A 26,577-nucleotide genomic window follows, 5' to 3' on the forward strand; every position below is an offset into this window, starting at 1 on the left:
GTTTATTAGTTATAATTTTTAAGTTTATTATTGTTTGTTTAAGTTCCAGTTATATTCAAAATAACTGAGCTTAGATTTTGCTAATATTTTTTCGGTTCTGTACTTATTTATAAAGTCTATTTCCGTTGCTCCATTCATTGTAAAATCTTCTTTATACCATTCCATTATTTTTGAAGCAGAAACTTTGTTTTTCTTCACTTTAAGAAAGCTTCCGTTAATCGCTTTTTTTGTTTGTGCTTCTAATTGAGTTTCCAATGTGCTTGGTAAATACGCTTTACTTATTAATGGAGGACAACCCAAAGCGCCACAAACCAATACAAAATGAAAGCGTGGGTCTTTAAATTTTGGCCTTAATAGTTTATGTTCAATATCATTTAGAGTAATCTGCTTTCCTCCTAAACTATAAGTGGTCTTATCGAAAAACCCTGAATTATCTAATGGAGATTTAGTTGGATAATTATCAATTATACCTTTTATAACAGATAAGTTATAGGCATTAATCCAGAAGGCTTGATAATTCTTTGAATCGCTTTCTGATACAGATACCCCTTCTGCTATTGCTAAAACCGCATTTAAGCCTTCAGGGTTATCGTTGATTCTTGAGTAAGCAACTTTTCCGTTTTTGACATTAGCTTTAAAAAAAGCGTCAGATTGATTAAAGAAATCATTCAAGTTTTGAGCTTGCAGATTTGTCCCGACTAATGCAATTAGTATTAATATGTGTTTTTTCATGATCTATACTTGTTATAAATGTTGTAACGGCACTTATGTCGCGCTTAAAAGAATCTACTTACATATTTTTTGAAAGAAATTTAACGTCTCTTTCAATTTTAATTCCTTACACTTTTTTCCTATTTAAATTCTTTCTAAATTATAGTTACTGCTTAAGGTGTTATCTTTAAATCCGACTCACCAACCACTAACAAAAAAATATGGAACACATCGTAATTATCGGAAACGGTATCTCAGGGGTAACTACCGCAAGGCATATTCGTAAACTATCTGATAAAAAAATAACCATTGTATCTGCAGAAACCGACTACTTCTTTTCACGTACAGCTTTAATGTACATTTATATGGGACATATGAAGTTTGAGCATACCCAACCTTATGAAAATTGGTTTTGGAAAAAGAATAGAATCGAGCTTAAAAAAGGATATGTAAAGACAGTTGAGACTAAATCAAAAACACTTCATTTTGCTAACGGTGATGCTTTGCAATATGATAAATTGGTGATTGCCACTGGAAGTAAGCCTAACAAATTTGGTTGGCCAGGACAAGATTTAAATGGTGTTATGGGCATGTATCATAAACAAGATTTAGACAATCTTGAAGAACACGCGCCTAACAACAAAGTATGTAAGCGTGCAGTTATTGTAGGCGGTGGCTTAATAGGAATTGAATTGGCTGAAATGCTAAATTCCAGAAGCATCCCAGTTACTTTTTTAGTGCGTGAAGATAGTTTTTGGAATGGTGTTTTACCAAGTGGAGAAAGTCAAATGATAAACAGACACATTAAAAATCATCACATAGATTTAAGACTCTCTACCAACTTAAAAGAAATAAAAGCGGACGAAAACGGAAAAGTAAAATCTGTAATTATTGAAGAAACTGGTGAAGAAATTGAGTGTAATGTCGTTGGCCTTACAGCTGGCGTGTCACCAAATATAGATTTTATAAAAGATTCTGAAATAGAAACTGGACGTGGTGTAAAAGTTAATCGTTTCTTAGAAACTAATATAGAAGATGTATATGCCATTGGTGATTGTGCCGAGCAGCATGAAGCTATAGGAAACCGCAGACCAATTGAAGCTGTTTGGTACACTGGTCGTATGATGGGTGAAACTTTAGCGCAAACCATATGTGGCAATCGTATTGAATATAAACCAGGGCATTGGTTTAACTCTGCAAAATTTATGGATATAGAATATCAAACTTATGGTTGGGTATTTAGTGAAAGAAGCAAGCAAGATTACGAGCAACATTTTCATTGGAAACATGAAGATGATACCAAATGTATCACTATTGCATACAATAAAGACACTAATAAATTTTTAGGCATCAATACATTTGGTATTCGTATGCGTCACGACGTTTTTGACAAATGGCTTACTGAGGAGCGCGACGTAGATTATGTTATCAATAATCTACCAAAAGCCAACTTCGACCCAGAATTTTATAGCCATTATGAAGCTGATATTCTTTCAGCCTATAACAACACATTACAAACTGCCTAACCATGAGTAACAAATTAAATCATAGTATGTCTTTGGCAAAACCAGACGCCTTGAACATTACAACAAAACAAAAAATAGCTTTAATAATAGGTATTACTGGCTTATTTATATTAACACTTGCGTTATTAAACACTAGCTTTCCTAATAAAGGATTATTTCTGTCACTGTCTTTAGGCTTAATTTCTATTGGTACTATTGTGTATTCAAGAGAGGCTTATCTTACTAAGCTAGAAGGTATTAAAAATGATGGACAATGGCTTAAATCCATATCCTCAAGAGGACTTTGGGGTTGGATTCTTGGTATAATACTTACCGGATTTTATATTGTCCTTTACTTCTTTGAACAATTATTAGGGCTTGGACAAGGAGTTGATGGAGCAAACACTGGATTAATTTCTTTGTTTGACCCATTAAGTCAACTATTATCTGGACGCCCAGCAAGTCAATGGTTTGTTTACGGAACATTATATACTATTGCCATTTTAGCTTTTGGATACAAGTTTATATTAAAGTACAGGCATAACAAATATCAACAATTACGTACTGTATCAGTTATGTTTTTTCAATTAGGCTTTGCATTTTTAATTCCAGAATTTATGTATCGCATGAATTCTAGCTTACCCTATTACGACCTTAAAAACATGTGGCCTTTAAACTATTACAATTTTGAGCAATACAGAGTGGATAGTTTTATAAACAATGGTAATATTGGTATGGCCTTATTGATATTTGGAGTGCTGTCAATTTTTGTAATCTCACCTTTTTTAACATACAAATATGGAAAACGCTGGTATTGCTCTTGGGTTTGCGGTTGCGGAGGATTAGCTGAAACTGCTGGAGATTCATTTAGACATTTATCTTCTAAAAAGATGTCAGCATGGAAATTAGAACGATGGCTAATACATACTGTTTTAGTATTCTCTGTTGTTATGACAACAGCAGTTATCTATACATATTTGGGTTATGACCCAGATAAATATTGGCTTACTAGAGAAGTTTTTTTGATTAGTATTGGTGTATTCTTAACTATTGTTTTTGCAGTGATAATGATTTTTAAACGCCAAGAGTTAGGGAAAGATGCAAAATTTGGAGCAATAGGCTACTTTGTCGTTATTGCATTACTTATAGCAATGCACTTTACCGGCACTACAGATCAAGTTTTCTTTGTTAAAGCAGGTGCATTAAAATCTGCTTATGGTTTTTATATAGGTTCAATCTTTTCTGGAGTTATTGGTACAGGTTTTTATCCAATTTTAGGAAATCGTGCTTGGTGTCGTTTCGGTTGTCCAATGGCTGGAATTTTAGGATTCCAACAACGCATGTTTTCAAAATTCAGGATTACAACTAACGGTGGTCAATGTATCTCATGTGGTAATTGTTCTAACAGTTGTGAGATGGGAATCGATGTGCGTCACTATGCACAAAAAGGCGAAAACATTGTACGCTCTAGCTGTGTTGGTTGTGGTATTTGTTCTGCGGTTTGCCCAAGAGGTGTTCTTAAATTAGAAAATGACAGTATGAAAGGAAGAATCAATCCTACTGAAGTATTACTAGGAAACGACGTAGATTTAATGGAACTCGTAAACCAAAAGTAATGCATTTAACACTTATTCTTTGCCTTATTTGTAACTTTGCATTTGCACAAAAGAGTTATCAAAAAAATTATTTTGATGATGGTAAGATTGAATCTGCTGGTTGGGTTGAAAACGGAAAAAGAGTCAAGTACTGGCGCACATATCATCCTAACGGAAAGCTAAAGACTGAAGGACATTACAGCAAAGGGCAAAAAACTAAGTTTTGGAAACTTTACAGATTAGATGGCAGTAAAGAAAGTGAAGGTCATTTTCAGAATGATAAGAAAGTTAAATGGTGGATTTTTTACAACAACAGAGGTCTAGTAATTCATAAATGTCAATTAAAAGACAGTCAAAAGAATGGCTATTGTTTGATGTATAAAAATGAAAAACTTACATCGGCCATAAAATATTCTTTAGGCAAAAAAATAAAAGAATGGACTGATTTTAGGTCATTCAAAAAAGAAAATAGATTAAGGGATCTTCAATGAGTAAAACCAGTGCTGAGCATAGCCGAAGTATAAAAGTCATCATTCCTGCTTATAATGAAGCGGAATCTATAACACATGTTATAAAAGACATACCAAAAATAGTAGACGAAGTTATTGTAGTTAGTAATAACTCTACAGATAATACTGAAACCAATGCAAAAAATGCAGGCGCAACAGTTTTAACCGAAAAACAAAGAGGCTATGGTTATGCCTGTCTAAAAGGTATGGATTATGTTGCCCAGAAAGCTAACGAGCCAGATATTATCGTTTTTTTAGATGGTGATTATAGTGATTACCCTGAAGAGCTTACTAAAATAGTCGAACCTATAATTAAAGAAGATATTGATTTTGTTATTGGTGCAAGAGACAAAAAACTAAGAGAAGCTGGTAGTATGACAGGTCCACAAGTTTTTGGAAATTGGTTAGCTACTACTTTGATGAAAATCATGTTTAGGTCAACATTTACAGACCTTGGTCCATTTAGAGCTATAAAATACGATAAGCTTTTAGCGCTTGAAATGGAAGACAAAACCTATGGTTGGACTGTTGAGATGCAACTCAAAGCGTTGAAGAAAAAATACACCTACAGAGAGATTCCTGTAAACTACCGCAACAGAATTGGTGTCTCAAAAGTTTCTGGAACGGTAAAAGGTGCTATATTTGCAGGCGTTAAAATCCTGACATGGATTTTTAAATACAGTTTTAAGTAATGCTATTAGAATCTATAATAATCGTTATTTATACGATTGCCATCATACTCATTTTTATGTATGCTTTGGCGCAACTCAACCTACTATACAACTACCTATCCTCAAAAAAGAAAAAAGATACTTGCGAAAAGTTCGATTTATCTAAGTCAGAAGAAACGCCATACGTTACTATACAACTACCTGTTTTTAACGAGATGTATGTAATGGAAAGACTCTTGGAAAATATTGCTTTAATAGAATATCCTAGAGAAAAACTAGAAATACAAGTACTTGATGATTCCACTGATGAAACTGTTGAGAGTACTTGTAATCATATCGAAAAATTAGCAGCTACTGGTCTAGACATAACACACATTACACGTACTGACCGTCAAGGTTTTAAAGCTGGAGCTTTAAAAGAAGGTTTAGAAATAGCAAAAGGTGAATTTATTGCCATTTTTGATGCGGACTTCTTACCACAACCCAATTGGCTGAAACGTACAATTCCTTATTTTAAAAATAAAAAAATTGGTGTTGTACAAACACGTTGGGGACATATTAATCGTAATTATTCATTATTAACAAGAATACAAGCCTTTGCTTTAGACGCCCACTTTACTTTAGAGCAAGTTGGACGAAATAGTAAAGGACACTTCATCAATTTTAATGGTACAGCAGGCGTTTGGCGTAAAGACTGTATTATTGATGCAGGCAATTGGGAAGGCGATACCCTTACTGAAGATTTAGATTTAAGCTATCGTGCTCAATTAAAAAATTGGGAATTCAAATATTTAGAAGATGTTGAAACACCTGCGGAGTTACCTGTAGTCATTAGTGCTGCGCGCTCACAACAATTCCGTTGGAATAAAGGTGGTGCTGAAAACTTTAGAAAAATGCTTTGGCGTGTTATAAAATCTAAAAACATTTCAGCTAAAACTAAAGTACATGGCTTACTGCATTTGTTAAACAGCACGATGTTTTTAAGCATATTTACGGTGGCTATTTTAAGTATTCCGATGTTATATATTAAAAATGAATACGCACATTTACGTAACTACTTTTACGTGATGAGTTTCTTTGTAACGAGTACTATTATATTCTTTGTGTGTTATTGGTTTATGTACAAAAGTATTTATGGTAGTGGCTTCAAAAAGTTCTTTAGCTACATCGGTATGTTTTTTACCTTTTTCTCAATAGCTATGGGCTTTTCTTTACATAATTCTATCGCAGTATTAGAAGGACATATTGGCAAACGCAGCGAATTTGTACGTACGCCAAAATTCAATATCAGTACACTAAAAGATTCTTGGAAAGGCAATAAATACTTACGTAAAAAGGTATCACCACATGTTATTATAGAAGGTGGATTAATGGCATATTTTGGCTTTGGCATGTATAGTGCATTTGTGGTTGGCGATCAAGGCGGTGATTTTGGACTTTTCCCTTTTCATTTAATGCTTTTTATAGGTTTTGGCTATGTATTTTTTAAGTCTTTAAGTTCTAAAGCATAATAATTCTGGGGTTGCATTATCTTTAATCAATGCTAATAAATTCAAGCTTATTCAAATATCAAAAAACACCTCTATTGTGTCTTTTGATTAGTATTGTATTATATGCAAGTTTTGCATACAACTTGGTTCGTACTGAAGCCACAAAGCTTGTTTTGCTTTATATTTCTCTTTTTGTACTTGCCTATATTCTAAAAAAATCTGCTGGTTTTAATTTTGGCTTTTTAGTACTAGCTTCAGTAATAATTCGATTGGTATTTCTACCTGCCATACCAAATTTATCACAAGATTTTTATCGTTTTATATGGGATGGCCGTATGCTTTTTGAAGGTTACAATCCTTATCTGCACCTGCCAGAGTCATTTATAAAAAATGGAGAATTCCCTATAGCCCAAGCTAAGGAGTTATATGATGGTATGGGCAAATTAAGTGCATCACACTTTACCAATTACCCGCCAATTAATCAGTTGTGCTTCTATATTGCAGCTTTGTTTTCTGGAAAAAGCATTACAGGTGCAGCGATAACCATGCGACTCATAATTATTGCTGCTGATATTGGAACATTATACTTTGGAAAAAAGTTACTCGAAGCTTTAAAATTACCATCTAGTCGTATTTGGTGGTATATACTTAATCCTTTTATTATAATAGAATTGACAGGCAATCTTCATTTTGAAGGCGTTATGATTTTCTTCCTTATTTGGAGTTTGTATTTATTACATTCTGGCAAATGGCAATGGGCAGCTGTAGTTCTGGCTTGCTCTATTTCTGTTAAGCTAATTCCACTAATGTTTTTGCCTATATTTTATTGGTGGTTCACTCCGACTTCACTTCGACCTCGCTCAGTAACCACACCAAGTGAGGAAAATATTAAACAAAAAAAATGGATTCCTGAAAAAAGTGCATTTATAAAACTAGTAGGTTTTTATACTATAGTATTAGTAACAACCATTATTTTATTCATTCCGTTTTTTTCTATGGAATTTGTAAATAATTATGCGGAGACTGTCGGACTTTGGTTTAATAATTTTGAATTTAACGCCAGCATCTATTACCTAGCAAGAGAAATAGGATATGCCATTACTGGTTATAATGAAATTAAAATCATTGGCCGTATTCTTCCAATTGTTGCTTTATTAATAATTCTAGGATTTGCTTTCTTTAAAAAGAATTCAACCATACCAAAACTCACAAGTTCTATTCTCATCGCTTTTACTTGCTATTTATTTTTGAGTACAACTGTACACCCATGGTATTTAGCAACTTTGGTGGCACTTTGCTTATTTACAAATTATAGATTTCCAATCGTATGGAGCTTGGTAATAATACTAAGTTATTTGGCATATTTAAGTATAGGCACTGCAGACAAGTCAGAAAATCTTTGGATTATTGCTATAGAATATAGTATTGTCTTCTTTGCTTTTATATGGGAAGTTATCTTAAAAAAGAAAATTAAGATTTAGTTCTCTAAATCATTGGGTGGCTGAACAGCTTCTGGGTCATCTTCATCAAAATCGTCATAATCATCTTCGTCATAGTTTTCCATAGTCACGGCTAAAGTCGAACTTACTTTTACCAAATACTTTGTGTCTTCAGTAGTTACCTCTACAGCTTGAATAAGTTCATTTTTAGCATTTTTAAATTCAATGATATGAATATCATCGTAACCATCAGGGTACTTTTCTACAAGCAATGCTAAAATTTCTGGTGTTAATTTCTTAAAGTCTACTATAACACGTTTTAAATTGTCTTTCATGTCAAAAAAGAAATAATTCAATAGTACTAATTTACAAAGGAAAAGTATTCAAAAAATAAAATTATATAAATATTTCATTACTATTCGATTAAGTGTTAACTCAATAAAATACTATATTTACTAAACCATAATCAACGATAACTCATCATTACTTGAAACTATAGGTTATTGCTCATAGTTTTGAGTAAAACAAAATATATTAATTATGAAAAAAATTGCATTCTTACAAAACGGCGCTTCCAATAAAGTGCTATTACTTATGGGCTTTTTATTTTTAGCCACTTTTTTATGTAACCCATTACAAGCGCAGAGCAAATCAATAACTGTTAAAGGCATTGTTAATAGTGAGATTGGTCCTTTAGAAGGTGTTAGTATTTATCTTAAAAACTCTAAAACAGGCACAGTTTCAAAGGCAGATGGCAGTTTTACATTTCCTTCGCAGTTAAAAGCTGGCGATGTTTTAATCTTTAGCTATTTGGGTTACGATAAGCAATCTATTATTATTACAGAAACGTCTACTTACTTAGATATTTTTATGAAAGAAGCTCCAATTGATGTACTCAGTGCCGTCAATAATAATAAACGCTATAAGAGCAAACGTCCAAAAAAGAGCTAGATCATCTGGATGAAATTTCGTTATTTTTTTAGTGGAATACTATTAGTTTTTGCACTGCAAGCCCAAACACAAGCTTGGGATTTTGACCATATCAGTTTTAAAAAAGCAGATAGTCTTGCCATGGTTAATAAAGGTGCCTCGTTAGACGATTTACCAGAATTGGTATATAATCTTACCCATAGTTTAGAAACCGATGCTGAGCGGTTTAGAGCCATTTACCTATGGGTTTGCACTAATGTTAAAAACGATTATGGTCTTTATGCAAAAAATAAACGCAAGCGTAAACGCTACCAAGATGATAGCCTAAAACTTGAAGCATGGAACGAAAAATTCAAAAAGAGAATTTTTAAAACGCTCCTTAAAAGAAAGCGAACCATATGCACGGGCTATGCATACATGGTAAAGACGTTGAGTCAATTGGTAAATATAGATTGTAAGATTATTAATGGTTTTGCAAAAACAAGCTCTGGAAATCTTGATGACCTCAGATACCCAAACCACAGTTGGAATGCTGTAAAACTAGATGGCAAATGGTACCTCAGCGACCCAACTTGGGCAAGCGGCGTACAAAATTTAGATAATAGCAGATTTAAGTTTGATTACAATGACGGTCTTTTTTTAGCACCACCAAGATTATTTGCTATTAATCATTTTCCATTAGAAGCAGAATGGTTTTTATTTAAAGATATGCAACCAACATTTACGGATTTTTTAGAAGCTCCCATTGTGTATAATGAAGCGTATAAATTGCTCGCTAATCATAAAACACCTCAAAAATTATACAATGAAGTGCCTCGCAACTATACCTTGAATTTAGAGTGTTTACTAAAACCCAACATCAACCCTAAGAAAATTACTCTAGACATAGATGACGGTATTAGTAGCAAAACTATAGTGCCTGATAATTTTATTATAAAAGACCAAAAACTCTACGTAAAGCATAATCTTACAAAGTATGGCTTTTATGATATTCACTTAAGTATAGACGACCAACTTGTAGTCAGTTATGTCTATAAAGTAAAGCGGTTTAAAGCAAAAAGTAATTAATTATTCCTTCTGGACATAGCCAAAAATATCTCTTCTCTCAAAAGCAGAATTGTGATAATACTTATCTTTATTATATTATAACACTTTGTATATCATGTAGTGAATTAACTCAAAACAGTAAAATGTTATCATTATTTATACGAAATTTATTTTTCACAATTTTACAACCTGGATTAGTCGCTGGGCTCATTCCTTTATGGATTATAGGTTTCAGAATAAGCAACATATTTGATAAAGTTTGGCAATTACACAACTATATAGGAATAATTGTTTTTTTAATTGGCTTTTTAATAATGTTTTGGTGTATCATAAGTTTTGCAATCTATGGACGAGGAACACTTTCTCCTGTTGACCCTACAAAAAAATTGGTAACATCTGGTCTTTATTGTTTCTCCAGAAATCCAATGTATGTTGGTGTGATACTTATTTTAATTGGTGAAGCTGTTTTTTTTAAATCAATTGAATTATGGATTTACTCTCTCTTAGTATTTATAGCTTTCTACATTTTTATATTACTTATTGAAGAACCTCGTTTGAGAAAAGATTTTGGAGAAGAATATAAAACATATTGCAAAAAAGTAAGAAGATGGGTTTAATATTTTTATGCACACCAACAAATTATATAAACAAATAACATCACTTGTCTTTGTGTAACCCATTCCTCCAAGATTTCATTTTACCAAAACACTTATAGCTAAATCTAAACTCCTACATTTTTATTATCTTTAATTCAATTCATCAAAGTCTAGATTTATGTTTAAAAAGTTAATCATATTTACCGTTTTTTTAAGTCTATTTACGCTTCAAAACAATGCTCAGTCCATAAACAATCTTGAAGATATCAATAAAACTTGGGAGAAATTTTATAAAGCTTTTGACAGCTTAGATTATACCTTGATGGCGGATATACATTCTGAAAAATTAATTCGTATATCTGGAGGAAACAGAATCACAGATTATAAAACCTATATAAATAATTACAAAGCTACTTTTGATAGAGCTAGAGAAAATAAAACGTCTAATACTATCGCGCTTCGTTTTTTTGAAAGGATAAGCAATGACTCTACTGCTAGTGAAAGAGGCATCTATAAACTTACTAGAATTGAAAACGGGAAAGCTCCAAAATCTTATTATGGACAATTTCATGTTATTTTTATAAAAGAAAATAATGACTGGAAAATACTAATGGATTATGATTCAAGTGAAGGAAATACTATTGGAGAAAAAGATTACCTTAAAGCAAAAGACATAAATAACTTTGATGATTTTATTAAAAATTAAAGCTGGGTTAAGCTTAAGCCGTAACAGATTATGATACATCTTATTAAGAAGAATATACTTGGTATTTGCATTATTCTTTTAAGCGTTAATTCTTATTCTCAAAACAACGAAAGCAAAGCAAAAGCCTATTTTAATCAATATCTTACAAGTAAAGAGCAATTTAAGCTTATCGCTAAATCTTTACCTACGTTAGAGCAATGCAATGCTGTATTTAAAGAAGTGTATGCAAAAAGGTATTATGAATTTGTATCAACTCTAGATAAGGAAATTGATAGTGCATTTTCAAAACTAGATTTCGAAAAACATAAAGACTGTAAAATTGAATCTGTAAATACGAGTACTTTAAATTCTGAAAAGAATAGTTTTAATGGAGGTATGGATGAATTCCAACATGTTTTTAAGCCCAATATTGTTTTCTATAGAGTGACGTATGTGTTAGAGGACGGTTCAGAATCTTATAATAGTTTCTATAAGTATTTTGTAAATATAGATGGCAACTGGTTATTCTTTGCAAATCCAGGCATAGTATTTAGAGAATAGATTAGAAAAAGAACCCAAAGCTTCCAGTAATACCAAAACGTCTAGCATCTGGTAAATCCAAATAGTTTCCTCTAAAGTTAAAGTCTATTCTCAAGACTTTAAAAATATTGGCAACACCAACGCTATACTCATAATATACTCGAGAATCTGGTGCTCTTAAAACAATCTCGGCAGGATTTCCTGTGGTGCTCAATAATCTATTTTCATCAGACAATTCACCCCAAACACCACGCATACCTAAAACAGCTCTTAGGTTATATTTTTTTAAGAATGGAATACGTGAAAAAATACGGCCATTAAAATTATGTTCTATATGTAAAGACGTATATGTGTCTGTAACAAACTCATAAAAATCTAACTGTGGAAAGGTGTTGTAAATAGAAAAGAACGTTTGGTTACCTGGCACAACACTTAGTAAAGCTAATGGTACTTCACCAAAAGTTTTACCAGCCTCAACTGAAGTTGTTAAGCGTCCAAAACCTCCAACTTGCCACGGCTGAATATACGAGAATTGCAACTTCGTATAATCAAAATCACTATTTAAAAATCCTTTATCACCTTGGCTTACTTGGGCGAATAAACGTGCAAAATTATCGTTCTTCTCCTTTCTTTCTACACCAAAACCTGTCATTTGTCGTTTAGGATAATAAGCTGCAGAAAGTCGTGTTTCAAACTGGTTAACTTCAGATGAAATGCCACTTACGACGTCTGGATTATTATAATCTAAACTAAATGTTGGTGAAGCAGAACGTAACTCGCGATAACTTCCGTCTAAACGTAAAACAAAATTACGCAATGGCTCTATCGAAAAACCAAGGTTAGTAAGGTTAATATTGGTCAATTTATCGTTTGCACCTGTACCAATCACTGCAGATGAGGCTAAGCTTCGACCAAGAACATCCGTAGAACTTGTGAGGCTCGCTCCTATTTGTTCGACATCTCGTCGGTTTCCTCCAAAAATAGTAAGTCGACTTTTCTTATCAAGCAACCATTTCCCTGAGATTCCATATTTAAATTTATCATCTCTAAATCCATATGCCAAAAAGCCTTCTAATCGCCATAAATCATTAGGTCCAAAATAAGTACGTCCTCCTGCTCGTAATCGCAAACCTTCAACATCATTAAACCCAAAAGTTGAAAATATAGGGCCATAATCCATATTAATGCCGGGGAATTCTATATAACCTGAAGCCAAAATACTTCCTAAGTTATATAACCTTTTAAATTTCTTTACGGTTTTTAACGTGTCTAACATTTTATAGACACCTTTTTCGTCTTTATTTAAAGCTTCGAGTCTATTCTTCTGCCAAAAATCTTCTTCACGATTGTAGACATCCGCATCATAGTTATACACAACCTTATCGTAATATTTTGAGTCTTTAGGTTGGTCAAACTTGTAATTATCATAGAGTGTGGTTCGTTTTCCGTAAACACCTCTTGACTTTTCTTTTTTATTTAATGCAAAATCAGACAGGAAATAATCACGCTTAATTAAGAATAGAGAATCATTAAGCACATCAAACTCTTGCTCAATATAGATTTCTTTTACCCAGTTTATATTTGCGCTTTTTGAAGCTTGAAGATTAATCTCTTTAATCGCATAAGTAGAATCATTGACCCAGAAGTCACCTTTAAAAGTCAATTCATTTTTTCGTCTTGGATAATAAATAATATTATAACACCATTTATTATCTATAAAAGCACTATCCGAAAGCACATAGTTATAGGTCTGAACACCTGTACGACTCAGTGGGCTTACAAAACTCTTATCAAAGAACTTAAGATAATTATCATAAACATTATAATCAGAATATAAGTCGTCAATAAAATCTATTATGATTTGATTGTTACTAAATCCTGAGTTTTTATTACCTATTAAATCTTCTCGTTTTTTTCCAAGCAAATTATCGCCAGAAACCTTTTTTACAGATTCATTTAAGAATATTGGTAAATACGTTTTACCCGTAACTCGTGAGGTATCTACTTCTTCAAAAACAAACTCCATACCTCTAAAAAGCTTACTTTTTATAAGGGCACTATCTATGGTATTTAAATCAAATTCAACTTTTTCGTATTGGTCGTATTCGTATTGTTTAAATTGTTTTAAACCATTTTGTCGCTTACGTTCCCATATTTTTTGAAGTATCGCAATAGCAGGATTTTCAGATGCTTTTTTAGATTGCTTTCCTGTTACAATAACTACAGCATCAAGAGCCGCAGCTTCTTCCTTTAGAGTGAATTTTAAATCGTAATTAACCCGTTTTGGTAATTGATACGTTAATATTTCATAGCCTAAAAAAGACACCTCTATAGTGTTCCATGTTTCATCAGACTCTAAATAGAATTTACCATTTTCATTAGTCGTTGTACCAGTTGTCGAGCCTTTAAAAATTACACTAGCGTATGCAACAGGTTCATTATATTCATCAAAAACGTAACCGCTAACTTTTGTCTGTGCCAGTACAAAAGCAGAATTTAAGATTACAATAAGTAGGAGTAGTTTATGCTTCATATCAAAAAAACTTCATCAACTATTGTGCTAAACTTAAATTACAATAGAAGATGAAGCTTATTTAACGCAGAAATCTGCAATTTATTTATTTGTACATTACTTTTTTAACAGCTTTTACAACATCGGTATGATTTGGTAACCATTCCGCTAATAAAACTGGTGAATATGGTGCTGGCGTATCTGCCGTATTTATTTTTACAATTGGTGCATCTAAATAATCGAAAGCTTCAGATTGTACTAAATATGTGATTTCTGTTGCTACGTTACCAAACGGCCAAGCTTCTTCTAAAATCACTAAACGATTCGTTTTCTTTACAGATTCTAAAACTGCTTTTCTATCCATTGGACGTACAGTTCGTAAATCAATAATTTCGCAAGAAATACCTTCCTTTTCTAATTCGTCAGCAGCTTTATAAGCTTCTTTTATAATCTTTCCGAAAGACACAATAGTTACGTCTGTACCTTCACGCTTAATTTCTGCAACTCCTAATGGAATCGTGTATTCGCCTTCTGGCACTTCTCCTTTATCACCATACATTTGCTCACTTTCCATAAAAATAACCGGGTCGTCATCTCTAATCGCAGATTTTAATAATCCTTTTGCGTCATATGGATTTGATGGCACTACTACTTTAAGACCAGGTGTGTTTGCAAACCAGTTTTCAAAAGCCTGAGAATGCGTTGCTGCTAACTGACCAGCAGAAGCTGTTGGACCTCTAAATACAATTGGACATTTAAACTGTCCGCCAGACATTTGTCTAATCTTTGCAGCGTTATTAATAATTTGATCGATACCTACTAGAGAGAAGTTAAACGTCATATACTCTACAATAGGTCTGTTGCCTGTCATTGTAGACCCAATTGCTATTCCTGCAAAACCAAGTTCGGCAATTGGTGTATCTATAACGCGCTTAGCTCCAAACTCGTCAAGCATGCCTTTAGATGCTTTATAAGCACCATTATATTCTGCAACTTCCTCACCCATTAGGTAAATGCTTTCATCTCTACGCATTTCTTCACTCATGGCTTCAGCAATTGCTTCTCTAAATTGAATCGTCTTCATACTTGTAGTTTTAATCGAAAAGCAAAAATAGGAATAATGAAAAATTATATAAATGAAATTTCTTTAAAATTTATTATGCACGCATAGTAAATATTTGAAAAAAAGTGTATATCTTCGTAACCGCTTAATTTGTAGATGGTTTTTACACTTAAAACCCTACAAAACAAAGCGTTTAAGTAGAAATTACGATAACGTTATCGTTAATAAAATCATATTATTTAAAAGATAAAAGAACAGTTATGAAGATTTTAGTATGTATTAGTCATGTACCAGATACAACATCAAAAATTAACTTCACTGATGGTGATACTAAGTTTGATACTAATGGTGTACAATATGTAATTAACCCAAATGATGAGTTTGGTTTAACACGTGCTATGTGGTTTAAAGAAAAACAAGGTGCATCCGTAGATGTTGTTAATGTTGGAGGACCAGAAACAGAACCTACATTACGTAAAGCATTAGCTATTGGTGCAGATTCAGCAATACGTGTTAATACTGAAGCTAAAGATGGTTTTGCTGTCGCAAAAGAACTTGCTAAGGTGGTTACTGACGGCAGCTATGATTTAGTTATTGCTGGTAGAGAGTCTATTGATTATAATGGCGGTATGGTTCCTGGAATGCTTTCAGGTTTAACTGGCGCTAACTTCGTAGCAAATTGTATAGGTCTTGAAGTTGACGGTACAAATGCAAAAGCAGTAAGAGAAATTGATGGCGGTAAAGAAACTGTGAACACATCTCTCCCATTAGTAATTGGTGGGCAAAAAGGATTAGTAGAAGAAAGTGATTTACGTATCCCAAATATGCGAGGTATTATGATGGCTCGTAAAAAACCATTAAATGTGGTTGAACCTGCTGGTGCAAATAATGAAACCTCAGCAAATAGTTTTGAGAAACCAGCGCCTAAAGGTGCCGTTAAATTAGTAGACGCAGATAATATAGATGAATTAATAAACTTACTTCACAACGAAGCAAAGGTGATATAACCTTTGAATAAAACTAAGTTTATAACCATTTAAAAAAGAAAATATGTCAGTTTTAGTATATACAGAATCGGAAAACGGAAAATTAAAAAAAGCAGCTTTAGAGTGTGTGTCTTACGCCAAAGCAATTGCAGATGAAATGGGAACTAGCGTTACAGCAGTTGCTATTAATGCAAATGACACTGATGCTTTAGGAAATTATGGCGCTTCTAAAGTTCTTAACGTCAATAACGATGCGCTTAACACTTTTAACGCCAAACAATATGCATCGGTAATTGAGCAAGCTGCAAAACAAGAAGGCGCTACTGTAGCAATAGTAAGTTCTAGTGCAGATAGCAAATATTTAGCACCTTTATTAGCGGTAGGCTTAGAAGCAGGATATGTTTCTAACGTGGTAGAAAAGCCATCAAACCTATCGCCATTTACTGTAAAACGTACAGCTTTTACTAATAAAGCCTTTGCTAATACAGAAATCAATACAGATGTAAAATTAGTTGGATTATCTAATAATTCATTTGGATTAGTAGAATCTGGAGGTTCAGCTTCAGTTGAAGATTTCTCTCCATCAATTGCAGATTCTGGAGTTTCTGTAGAGTCTGTTGATAAAGCTGTTGGAAAAGTGACTATTGCAGATGCAGAAGTTGTAGTCTCTGGCGGTCGTGGATTAAAAGGTCCTGAAAATTGGGGATTAGTAGAAAATCTTGCTGAAGTTTTAGGTGCAGCAACTGCATGTTCTAAACCCGTATCAGATTTAGGTTGGAGATCTCATAGTGAGCACGTAGGGCAAACAGGAAAACCTGTTGCTACAAACTTATACATTGCTATTGGTATTTCTGGAGCTATTCAGCATTTGGCAGGTATTAGCGCTTCAAAAGTAAAAGTGGTTATTAATACGGATCCAGAAGCACCTTTCTTTAAGGCTGCAGATTATGGCATTGTTGGTGATGCGTTTGAAGTTGTTCCTGTTTTAACAGAAAAACTAAAAGCTTTTAAAGCGCAAAACGCTTAATTATTCTTTTGAAATTATAATAAATGAACCGTTTAGATTTGATTGGCAGTTGCTAAAGTCAAAATTTAAACGGTTCTTTGTGTTTCATAACGCTTCGAAAATAAGTCAAATTTCAAGGTGTTATAAAACGAAATTATTCGGATTTCAATTCGAAATATTTAAAATCTCGATTATCGGGTAAATTATGAGTTTAGTACGTTTAAACATAAAAGGCATTTCGTATAGCCAAACCCAAAATGGCGCTTATGCTTTAATATTAAATGAGGTAGATGGTGATAGAAAATTACCAATAGTTATTGGCGCTTTCGAAGCTCAATCTATAGCTATTGCTCTAGAAAAAGAGATTCGTCCACCACGACCATTAACTCATGATTTATTTAAAAATTTCTCTGATAGATTCGAAATAGTCGTAAAGCAAGTTATTATTCACAAGTTAGTAGATGGTGTTTTTTATTCTAGTCTTATTTGCGAACGTGATAATATAGAAGAAATCATTGATGCCCGTACAAGTGATGCTATTGCATTAGCACTACGTTTTCAAGCACCAATTTTTACCTACAAAAACATATTAGACAAAGCCGGAATCTATCTTAAAGTTAACCCTAAAAAGGATGAGCAAGATCAAGATAGTATTTTAATGGATGAGCTTATTGCAGAAGAAATTGAAACGACTGCTTTTGGCGATGATATATATAAAGAAAAGTCATTAGAAGAATTACATACACTTTTAGATGAAGCCGTAGCTAATGAAGATTATGAAGTTGCAGCAAAGATTAGAGATGAAATTTCTAAACGTTAATCCCACTCACATGAAACATTTTTTATTAGCTATTACAGCTATTTTTTTTGGACTAACAATTAGCGCGCAAGAATTAGAGGAAACAACTGATTCTATAAGTGCTCAAATTGAAGAAAGAACCAACTCAATTAATGTAGCTGAGGTAGTAGATTATAAAATCAATGATTGGCAACTATATGAATATACTATCTATGAAAAATATCCAGATAGTATTCAAACTAAAAAAGAGTTTACAAAAGGAAAAGAATTTGTTAGCCTTGGAAAAAACGGAGAATACGTCTCAATTTTAAATAACACCTTTAAAAAAGGTATTTGGCTTCAGAATAATAATCTTCTTGTTTTCAAACAAAAAGTTCCAACAACTGTTGACGTGTATTATGAGATTACAAAGCAAGATTCTAATCTGTTGGAATTAAAGAATGGAAATGAAGTATTAACTTATATTTCTTCCGAACATCCAAACTTCCTCCCAAAAGAAGAAGTTCAAGATACTATAATCCCAAGTGAAGGTTTCTCATTAACAAGCTTATGGAGAGGTGCTTTGGGGATGGTCACGTTAATCTTTATTGCATTTTTGTTTAGCAGTAATCGTAAAGCTATTAATTGGAAAACTGTTGGTATTGGATTGGCTTTTCAACTTATCATTGCCATTGGAGTTCTTAAAGTGGGATTTGTAAAGACCATCTTTGAAAGTATAGGTCAGGTATTCATCAATATTTTAGATTTTACAAGAGCTGGTAGTGAGTTTTTGTTTAGCGGAGTTATGGATGTTAATTCTTATGGCTTCATTTTCGCTTTCCAAGTATTACCTACCATATTATTTTTCTCTGCATTAACATCGGTACTTTTCTATTTAGGGATTATCCAAAAAGTAGTTAAAGCATTTGGTTGGTTATTGTCTAAACTTCTTAAAATATCAGGTGCGGAAAGCTTAAGCGTTGCTGGTAATATTTTCTTAGGGCAAACCGAAGCACCTTTATTGATAAAGGCCTATTTAGAAAAAATGAACAAGTCCGAGATACTACTTGTTATGATTGGTGGTATGGCAACTGTTGCCGGAGCAGTATTAGCAGCCTATATCGGCTTTCTCGGAGGTGATGACCCAGCACTAAGATTAGTATACGCTAAGCATTTGTTAGCTGCATCTGTAATGGCAGCACCAGGTGCTATTGTGATTTCAAAAATATTATACCCGCAAACCGAGAACATAAATACAGAAGTAAAAGTCTCTCAAGAAAAAATAGGAGCAAATATTTTAGATGCAATTTCAAATGGTACAACCGAAGGCTTAAGGTTAGCTGTAAATGTCGGTGCAATGTTACTCGTCTTTGTAGCATTCATAGCAATGATTAATGGCATTTTGGGCTGGGTTGGTGATGTCACAACCATCAACGAGTGGGTCATGGCAAACACGCCATACCAAACATTATCTCTTGAGCTAATTCTGGGCTATACTTTTGCACCATTAATGTGGCTTATCGGTGTGTCATCTCAAGATATGGCACTAATGGGACAATTATTAGGTGTTAAATTGGCTGCAAGCGAATTTATAGGCTATATCCAGCTAGCAGATTTAAAAAATGTAGCAAATGCTACGCATTTAAATTATAACAAATCAGTAATCATGGCAACCTACATGCTTTGTGGTTTTGCGAACTTCGCTTCTATTGGTATTCAAATTGGAGGTATTGGCTCGTTAGCTCCAGGGCAACGTAAGCAATTATCAAAGTTTGGAATGAAAGCTTTAATTGGTGGTACAATTGCATCGCTAATCTCTGCTACTATTGCAGGTATGATAATAGGATAATTTTAGTTAATAACTTTTTATATCATTAAAAGTCTTAAACTTTATCGTTTAAGGCTTTTTTTTATTTTTATCATCGAATGATTTTGTCATTCTGAGCGCAGTAGAAGAATCTAAAATTCGCTGCTTTTATTAATTTAATGAGATTCCCATTTCTGTGGGAAATGAATATGAAGCAATATCACGATTTAGTTAAGCACGTATTAGCTGAAGGCAACGAAAAAGGGGACCGAACAGGAACAGGGACTAAAAGTGTTTTTGGTTACCAAATGCGCTTTGATTTAAGTGACGGTTTCCCAATGGTAACTACAAAAAAATTACACCTTAAATCTATAATATACGAACTGCTTTGGTTCTTAAAAGGTGATACTAATATTAATTACCTTACTGAAAATGGTGTGCGTATTTGGAATGAATGGGCCGATGAAAATGGCGATTTAGGACCGGTTTATGGCCATCAATGGCGCAACTGGAACAATGATGAAATTGACCAAATTAAAGACGTTATAGAAACTCTAAAGAATAGTCCTGATAGTCGCCGAATGATGGTTTCTGCATGGAACCCTTCGGTAATGCCAGACACTTCAAAGTCCTTTTCGGATAATGTAGCAAATGGTAAAGCGGCACTTCCGCCATGTCATGCCTTCTTTCAGTTTTATGTCGCTGACGGAAAATTATCTTGTCAACTCTACCAACGCAGTGCCGATATCTTTTTAGGTGTACCTTTTAATATTGCGTCCTATGCCTTATTCACAATGATGATGGCGCAAGTATGCGGTTACCAACCAGGTGATTTTATTCATACGTTTGGTGATGCCCATATTTACAACAATCATATGGAGCAATTAGAATTACAATTATCTCGTGATTGCAGACCATTACCAAAAATGGTTTTAAACCCTGAGGTTAAAGATATTTTTGATTTCGATTTTGAAGATTTTACTTTAGTAGATTACAATCCGCATCCTCATATTAAAGGTGCTGTTGCTGTATAAGAATTATTATCTTTACTTAAGATACAATGTTATATGTTCGGAAAAAAGAAACAGACTCCATCTATAGATAAAGACCAATTAGAGCTTATTGAAAATGCACAAAAACGCATTAAGCAAAAGAAAAGGCTCTATATCCATTTTGTAGTTTTCTTAATTGGCGCTGTTTTCTTAATTATTGCCAACACTGTTTTAGGCATAGGCGAAGACTTTAAAATAGCTGATATCAATTGGTTTGTCTATGCAATTCTGGCTTGGTTATTTTTATTTGTCTATCATTTTGTAAATGTCTTTATCACTAATAAGTTTATGAGTAAAGACTGGGAGAAACAACAGTTAGATAGACTAGTTGCCAAACAACAACAACGTATTGACCAACTCAAAGCTAACTTACTTAAAGAAGAAACTAAGATTGCTAAAATACAGATGAAAGAAGAGACACAATCTTCAAAAATAAGTTCTGTAAAAAACAAATCTGAATTAACTATAATTGTAGCTGCTGGTGAAAACAATGCTATTGGTAAGGATAATGACCTTATCTGGCATTTAAGTGATGACCTAAAACGTTTTAAGCGCTTAACCAATGGGCATCATATTATAATGGGCCGTAAGACCTTTGAAAGTTTTCCAAAGCCATTACCTAATAGAATACATGTTGTTATTACACGACAAAAAGATTATAAGGCTCCAGAAGGTGTGATTGTTGTTAACTCTATGGCTGATGCTTTAGATGCTGCTCGTAAAGACGACAATCCGTTTATAATTGGAGGTGGCGAAATCTATAAACAAGCCATGCCCATTGCTAGCAAATTAGAAATCACAAGAGTCCATTCTATTTTTGATGATGCTGATACTTTTTTTCCAGAAATAAACACCTCAATATGGAAAGAAATTAGCAGAACTACACATGATGCAGATGAGAAACATGCACATGCATTTTCTTTTATCACATACGATCGTAAATAATTAGCAACATACCTCAGGCAACCATTCTTGTCTATTTAACGTCTTTTAAAGTATAGATTCTTTTTTATAAATTGAATCGAAATATTAATGGCCACTGTAACACATGCAAAAATTGGTCGTCTTACTAAAAACTATCAATCAAAAAACTCCAACTAATGAGCACACTCAAAATCTCAAATTTATCAAAAACATATGCTAATGGTGTAAAGGCATTAGATGACGTTAGTCTAGAACTCGAAAACGGAATGTTTGGTCTTTTAGGACCAAATGGCGCAGGAAAATCATCACTCATGCGTACATTGGCAACTTTACAAGAAGCAGACTCTGGTTCGGCAAGTTTAGACGATATAGACATCTTAAAACAGCCTGCAGATCTTAGAAAAGTTTTAGGATATTTACCTCAAGAGTTTGGCGTGTATCCTCGTATTACTGCCGAACAATTATTAAATCATATCGCAGTTTTAAAAGGTATTACTAACCCAAAAGAACGTAAGTTACTTGTTAACTATTTATTGGATAAAGTAAATTTATATGATAAACGCAGCAAGTCAGTAAAAGGATTTTCTGGAGGAATGAAACAACGTGTAGGTATTGCACAAGCCTTAATTGGAAATCCAAAGCTTATCATTGTAGATGAGCCAACTGCTGGTCTTGACCCAGGTGAGCGTAATCGTTTTTATAATCTTTTGGCAGATGTAGGTAAAGAAGTTATTGTGATTCTTTCAACCCATATCGTTGATGATGTTAGAGAGCTATGTACCAAAATGGCGATTATGAATTTTGGTGAAATCGTATATCAGGGATCACCACAAAGCGCCATTGATAATCTCGGCGGTAAAGTGTTTCAAAAAATAGTGGACAGAGACCAGCTTAAAGACTACGCCGCAGACTATAAAATTATCTCTAATAAAATGGTTGGTGGCCAACCTTTAATACATGTATATAGTGAAGACCATCCGCAAAATGGTTTTGAACAAGTGACTCCAAATCTGGAGGATGTTTTCTTTTCAAAAATCAATACAGCAAACGTACTTGTTTAATCTTCATTAATCTCATATATCATGTTTAAGACATTTTTTCTTTCAGAATTAAAGTACACCTTAAAACAACCTATGGTGTATATTTTTATGTTCATCTTGGGCTTAATGGAGTTTTTTGCCACAGTAAGTGACAACGTACAAGTAGGTGGCGCTATAGGTAATGTATACAGAAACTCGCCTTATACCTTGACAATTCATGTTACAATATTTTGCATTTTCAGTTTATTAATGGCTGTAGCATTTTTTAATAATGCAGCGTTACGTGATCATAATAACGAGTTTAACGAAATATTATTTACCACACCATTAAGTAAACCAGGGTACTACTTTGGACGCTTTTTAGGTGCATTGTTTGTATCTACACTTCCATTAGTTGGTGTATTTATAGGAATGCTACTGGGCACGTATTTAAACTCCATTTTTAATTGGATAGATACAGAACGTTTTGGGCCTTTCTATATAGAAGCTTTCATCAACAACTATTTGCTTTTCATTTTACCTAATATGTTTCTAGCTGGAACTGTAATTTTTGCCATGGCAAACAAGTGGAAAAGCACAGTTATTTCTTTTGTTGGTGGCTTAGTGATTATCGTAGCATATATTGTTGCAGGTTCGTTTGCTTCGGATGTAGATAACGAAACAGTTGCTGCTTTAACAGATATGTTTGGTATTAACACCTACTCTATTGAAACCAAATACTATACCCCTGTTGAAAAAAATACATTAAGTCCTGGATTCTCTGGACTATTATTATATAATCGATTAATTTGGGTTGCAGTTGGCTTTGTTATTTTAATGCTTTCATATTTTAATTTTTCATTCAAACAGAAAAATAAAAAGGTTAAAAAAGTTAAGAATGGAGCCACTAAAGCTGATAAGATTTTCGACTTACCAAAACTTAATCCATCTTTTACTGGCACTACTAATTGGCAACAATTCAAGAGTTTTTTCTATACCAACTTTTTGAGTATCATTAAGAGTGTGACCTTTAAAATTCTATTCTTATTCTGCATTATTATTTTAGTAACGGACCTTGCTGGTGGTTTTGAGTATTTCGGATTACAGTCATATCCTGTGACCTATAAACTCATTGATTCCATAAAAGACAATACAGATATATTTATCATCATTATTGTAGTATTTTTTAGTGGAGAACTCATTTGGCGAGATAGAGATAATAAAATTAATGAAGTTATTGATGCTACAGCACATACATCATTTATCTCAATGGCCGCTAAGACTTTATCGTTAATCAGTATAGCTACTATCCTAAATCTTTTCTTTATCGGAATAGGTATTATATACCAATTATTAAATGGTTTTACACGTATTGAAGTCGATGTTTATTTATTAGATTTTTTCTATGATAATTTACCTTTATTCATTGTATTTGGTGCAGTAACCATATTGGTACAAGTCTTATCGAGTAACAAGTATATCGGCTATTTTATTGCCATTCTTATACTACTTGTTTTAGAGATTGTTCTAAATATTCTAGACATCAACTCTAATATGGTAGACGTAGGTGGCGGCCCATCAGTTTTGTATTCAGACATGAATAGCTTTGGCCCTGGCCTAAAAGGCGCCTTATGGTTTAACTTATATTGGACTTTTTTCTCAGTATTAGCGTTACTAATTGCTGGAGCTTTATGGAATCGCGGTTCTAAAAGCTCGTTATTGAGTCGAATTAAAACAGCTCGAAAAGAAGTCCCTAAAAGTTATAGAGGTGTAATTATTGGTGCTACTCTTTCATGGTTAGCAGTTGCGGCATTTGTTTATTATAATACTCAAGTATTAAACACATACAAATCAGGTGATACCTTAGAACAGCTTGCTGTAGATTACGAAGAAACCTATAGTAAGTATAGAAATGTAGCTTCTCCAAAAGTTACGGACACCAAATACTTTATTGATATTTTTCCAAAAGAAAGAAACATTTCTGTAAAGGCTAAAATAGAAGTAATGAATGCCACAGATAAGGCTATGGATTCAATTCATGTATATTTTCAAGAAGAATGGGACTCAAAGCTGAGCATCCCTAATTCCAAAGTTGTATTCGAAGATGACACTTATCTTTTTAAGATATATAAATTGTCCTCTCCCTTGCAACCAGGCGAAAAGACAACATTTAATTTAGATACTAAGTATATTACTAAAGGATTTAAAAACAACCGTGGCAGTACTATGGTGGTTAAGAACGGAACATTCTTTAATAATGGAAGTATATTACCAACAATGGGCTATAATGAAGGTTACGAGATTAATGATAGAAATACCCGTAAAAAGTATGGCTTACCTAAAAAAGAACGTTCTCCAAAGTTAACACCCGGTGTGACAAAGCTACATATGGGTAATTACTTATCTGGTGAACAAGGTGATTTTATTAATGTTGAAACTATAATTTCTACATCCGATGACCAAGTGGCAATTGCTCCCGGTTCATTACAAAAACAGTGGATAGATAATGGCAGAAACTACTACCATTACAAAATAGACACACCTTCTTTAAATTTCTATTCATTTATATCGGCAGATTATAAGATTGCAAAGCGCAAATGGAATGACGTAGATATCGAAATCTATCATGACGAAAAACATACTGTCAATATTGACATGATGCTAGATGCGGTTCAACGCTCTTTAGAATATTACACGGAAAATTTTGGACCATATTACCATAAACAAGCGCGAATTATTGAATTTCCTCGCTATGCAAATTTTGCACAAGCATTTCCCGGGACTATGCCTTATGCTGAATCTTTTGGTTTTATTGTTAACCTTGAAGATGAAACAGACAACAACGTCATTGATTTTGTGATTGCACATGAAATGGGACACCAGTGGTGGGCACATCAATTAATTGGAGCCGATATGCAAGGTGGTACAATGCTTAGTGAGAGTTTCTCGCAGTATTCTGCAAATATGACTATGAAGAATATTACTAAAAATCCAATGAAAATGCGTAAGTTTTTAAAGTACGATCACGACCGTTATTTATCTGGACGCAGTGGAGAAAGACTCAAAGAGCTGCCACTTTATAAAGTAGAAGATCAAGCATACATTCACTACGGAAAAGGTAGTGCAATACTTTATGCACTTCAAGATTATATAGGCGAAGACAAAGTAAATATCGCCATGAAAAACTTTTTAGATGAGTATAAATATAATGCACCGCCATATCCAAGTACTCATGACTTTTTACGTCATTTAGAGCCTCAAGTTCCAGATTCATTAAGTTATTTAATTACAGATTGGTTTAAAGAAATCACTTTGTATGATAATAGACTTAAAGAAGCGACTTACAAAAAATTAGATAACGGTAAATATCAAGTAAAGTTAGATATAGAAAGCTATAAAATAAAGTCCGACAGCTTAGGTAATGAGACTCGTGTTCCAATGAATGATTGGATAGATATTGGTTTCTTTATGGATGACGATGAAGACCAATTATATGAACAAAAACGACTTAAATTTAATACAGATACATCTTCTTTAACTGTAGAGTTAGATTCGCTTCCTGCAAAGGCTGCAATCGACCCTAGACATATTTTAATTGACCGTGTTTACAAGGATAACATCAAAGGTCTGAGTATAGAAGAATAATAAAAATCATGCGATAATTAAAAACACCCTATCTATTTAATGTAGTTAGGGTGTTCTTATATATAAT

The 26,577-nt window shown here is 33.3% G+C and carries 23 protein-coding genes; 19 read left to right on the forward strand and 4 right to left on the reverse strand.

The window, feature by feature from the left end; translation table 11 throughout:
• Positions 1 to 27: 27 nt before the first annotated feature.
• Positions 28 to 732, reverse strand: coding sequence for a DUF547 domain-containing protein (locus Q0770_RS02075; RefSeq protein ID WP_299113504.1), 705 nt, complete (start codon positions 730 to 732; stop codon positions 28 to 30).
• A 200-nt stretch (positions 733 to 932) separates the two neighbouring features.
• Here Q0770_RS02075 and Q0770_RS02080 point away from each other — a divergent pair, with 200 nt between their 5' ends.
• From Q0770_RS02080 to Q0770_RS02105, 6 genes are read left to right on the forward strand one after another with little or no spacing between them, the layout of a single operon-like run.
• The gene (locus Q0770_RS02080; RefSeq protein ID WP_299113506.1) at positions 933 to 2,237 is read left to right on the forward strand and encodes an NAD(P)/FAD-dependent oxidoreductase; all 1,305 of its coding nucleotides are present in this window, start codon (positions 933 to 935) and stop codon (positions 2,235 to 2,237) included.
• Positions 2,238 to 2,239: 2 nt separating this feature from the next.
• The gene (locus Q0770_RS02085; protein WP_299113508.1) at positions 2,240 to 3,832 is read left to right on the forward strand and encodes a 4Fe-4S dicluster domain-containing protein; all 1,593 of its coding nucleotides are present in this window, start codon (positions 2,240 to 2,242) and stop codon (positions 3,830 to 3,832) included.
• Positions 3,832 to 4,302 carry a toxin-antitoxin system YwqK family antitoxin gene (locus tag Q0770_RS02090; protein WP_299113510.1) on the forward strand — a complete coding sequence of 157 codons (471 nt, stop codon included), beginning with the start codon at positions 3,832 to 3,834 and terminating at the stop codon, positions 4,300 to 4,302. The genes Q0770_RS02085 and Q0770_RS02090 overlap by 1 nt, the downstream gene beginning before the upstream one ends.
• On the forward strand, positions 4,299 to 5,012 hold the full coding sequence (locus tag Q0770_RS02095; RefSeq protein WP_299113512.1) for a glycosyltransferase family 2 protein: 714 nt from the start codon (positions 4,299 to 4,301) through the stop codon (positions 5,010 to 5,012). The genes Q0770_RS02090 and Q0770_RS02095 overlap by 4 nt, the downstream gene beginning before the upstream one ends.
• Positions 5,012 to 6,502, forward strand: coding sequence for a cellulose synthase family protein (locus tag Q0770_RS02100; RefSeq protein ID WP_299113514.1), 1,491 nt, complete (start codon positions 5,012 to 5,014; stop codon positions 6,500 to 6,502). The genes Q0770_RS02095 and Q0770_RS02100 overlap by 1 nt, the downstream gene beginning before the upstream one ends.
• A 29-nt stretch (positions 6,503 to 6,531) precedes the next feature.
• Complete coding sequence (locus Q0770_RS02105; RefSeq protein ID WP_299113516.1) at positions 6,532 to 7,962, forward strand: mannosyltransferase; 1,431 nt, start codon at positions 6,532 to 6,534, stop codon at positions 7,960 to 7,962.
• Here the strand turns inward: Q0770_RS02105 and Q0770_RS02110 are convergent.
• Positions 7,959 to 8,255 carry a hypothetical protein gene (locus tag Q0770_RS02110; protein WP_299113518.1) on the reverse strand — a complete coding sequence of 99 codons (297 nt, stop codon included), beginning with the start codon at positions 8,253 to 8,255 and terminating at the stop codon, positions 7,959 to 7,961. The two genes, Q0770_RS02105 and Q0770_RS02110, sit on opposite strands and share 4 nt — an antisense overlap.
• A gap of 205 nt (positions 8,256 to 8,460) precedes the next feature.
• Here Q0770_RS02110 and Q0770_RS02115 point away from each other — a divergent pair, with 205 nt between their 5' ends.
• From Q0770_RS02115 to Q0770_RS02135, 5 genes are all read left to right on the forward strand, one after another.
• Positions 8,461 to 8,871, forward strand: coding sequence for a carboxypeptidase-like regulatory domain-containing protein (locus tag Q0770_RS02115; protein WP_299113520.1), 411 nt, complete (start codon positions 8,461 to 8,463; stop codon positions 8,869 to 8,871).
• 9 nt (positions 8,872 to 8,880) lie between these two features.
• Complete coding sequence (locus tag Q0770_RS02120; RefSeq protein ID WP_299113521.1) at positions 8,881 to 9,918, forward strand: transglutaminase domain-containing protein; 1,038 nt, start codon at positions 8,881 to 8,883, stop codon at positions 9,916 to 9,918.
• Between the two features lie 122 nt (positions 9,919 to 10,040).
• Positions 10,041 to 10,514 (forward strand): isoprenylcysteine carboxylmethyltransferase family protein, encoded by a 474-nt coding sequence (locus Q0770_RS02125; protein WP_299113524.1) that lies wholly within the window; start codon positions 10,041 to 10,043, stop codon positions 10,512 to 10,514.
• Positions 10,515 to 10,671: 157 nt separating this feature from the next.
• The gene (locus Q0770_RS02130) at positions 10,672 to 11,199 is read left to right on the forward strand and encodes a nuclear transport factor 2 family protein (protein ID WP_299113527.1); all 528 of its coding nucleotides are present in this window, start codon (positions 10,672 to 10,674) and stop codon (positions 11,197 to 11,199) included.
• Between the two features lie 30 nt (positions 11,200 to 11,229).
• Entirely contained in the window at positions 11,230 to 11,739 is a 510-nt protein-coding gene (locus Q0770_RS02135; protein WP_299113529.1) for a hypothetical protein, read from the forward strand.
• Between the two features lies 1 nt (position 11,740).
• Here the strand turns inward: Q0770_RS02135 and Q0770_RS02140 are convergent, their stop codons facing one another.
• Complete coding sequence (locus tag Q0770_RS02140) at positions 11,741 to 14,251, reverse strand: DUF5686 family protein (protein ID WP_299113531.1); 2,511 nt, start codon at positions 14,249 to 14,251, stop codon at positions 11,741 to 11,743.
• An 85-nt stretch (positions 14,252 to 14,336) separates the two neighbouring features.
• Positions 14,337 to 15,314, reverse strand: a complete 978-nt coding sequence (locus Q0770_RS02145; protein ID WP_299113533.1) for a pyruvate dehydrogenase complex E1 component subunit beta — start codon at positions 15,312 to 15,314, stop codon at positions 14,337 to 14,339.
• A gap of 239 nt (positions 15,315 to 15,553) precedes the next feature.
• Between Q0770_RS02145 and Q0770_RS02150 the strand changes: the two genes are divergently transcribed.
• From Q0770_RS02150 to Q0770_RS02185, 8 genes are all read left to right on the forward strand, one after another.
• The gene (locus Q0770_RS02150; protein ID WP_299113535.1) at positions 15,554 to 16,300 is read left to right on the forward strand and encodes an electron transfer flavoprotein subunit beta/FixA family protein; all 747 of its coding nucleotides are present in this window, start codon (positions 15,554 to 15,556) and stop codon (positions 16,298 to 16,300) included.
• 43 nt (positions 16,301 to 16,343) lie between these two features.
• Positions 16,344 to 17,306: an electron transfer flavoprotein subunit alpha/FixB family protein gene (locus tag Q0770_RS02155; RefSeq protein WP_299113537.1), complete on the forward strand. Its 963-nt coding sequence runs from the start codon at positions 16,344 to 16,346 to the stop codon at positions 17,304 to 17,306.
• A 184-nt stretch (positions 17,307 to 17,490) separates the two neighbouring features.
• Positions 17,491 to 18,105, forward strand: a complete 615-nt coding sequence (locus Q0770_RS02160; protein ID WP_299113539.1) for a bifunctional nuclease family protein — start codon at positions 17,491 to 17,493, stop codon at positions 18,103 to 18,105.
• Positions 18,106 to 18,115: 10 nt separating this feature from the next.
• Positions 18,116 to 19,912, forward strand: a complete 1,797-nt coding sequence (locus Q0770_RS02165; protein ID WP_299113541.1) for a NupC/NupG family nucleoside CNT transporter — start codon at positions 18,116 to 18,118, stop codon at positions 19,910 to 19,912.
• Positions 19,913 to 20,079: 167 nt separating this feature from the next.
• Positions 20,080 to 20,904 (forward strand): thymidylate synthase, encoded by an 825-nt coding sequence (locus tag Q0770_RS02170; protein WP_299114061.1) that lies wholly within the window; start codon positions 20,080 to 20,082, stop codon positions 20,902 to 20,904.
• A gap of 33 nt (positions 20,905 to 20,937) precedes the next feature.
• Positions 20,938 to 21,867: a dihydrofolate reductase gene (locus Q0770_RS02175; protein ID WP_299113544.1), complete on the forward strand. Its 930-nt coding sequence runs from the start codon at positions 20,938 to 20,940 to the stop codon at positions 21,865 to 21,867.
• A 155-nt stretch (positions 21,868 to 22,022) separates the two neighbouring features.
• On the forward strand, positions 22,023 to 22,907 hold the full coding sequence (locus Q0770_RS02180; protein ID WP_299113546.1) for an ABC transporter ATP-binding protein: 885 nt from the start codon (positions 22,023 to 22,025) through the stop codon (positions 22,905 to 22,907).
• A 21-nt stretch (positions 22,908 to 22,928) separates the two neighbouring features.
• Positions 22,929 to 26,510, forward strand: coding sequence for a M1 family aminopeptidase (locus Q0770_RS02185; RefSeq protein WP_299113548.1), 3,582 nt, complete (start codon positions 22,929 to 22,931; stop codon positions 26,508 to 26,510).
• Positions 26,511 to 26,577: the final 67 nt, after the last annotated feature.

The sequence above is a fragment of the uncultured Winogradskyella sp. genome (assembly GCF_947501905.1).
GTDB lineage: Bacteria > Bacteroidota > Bacteroidia > Flavobacteriales > Flavobacteriaceae > Winogradskyella.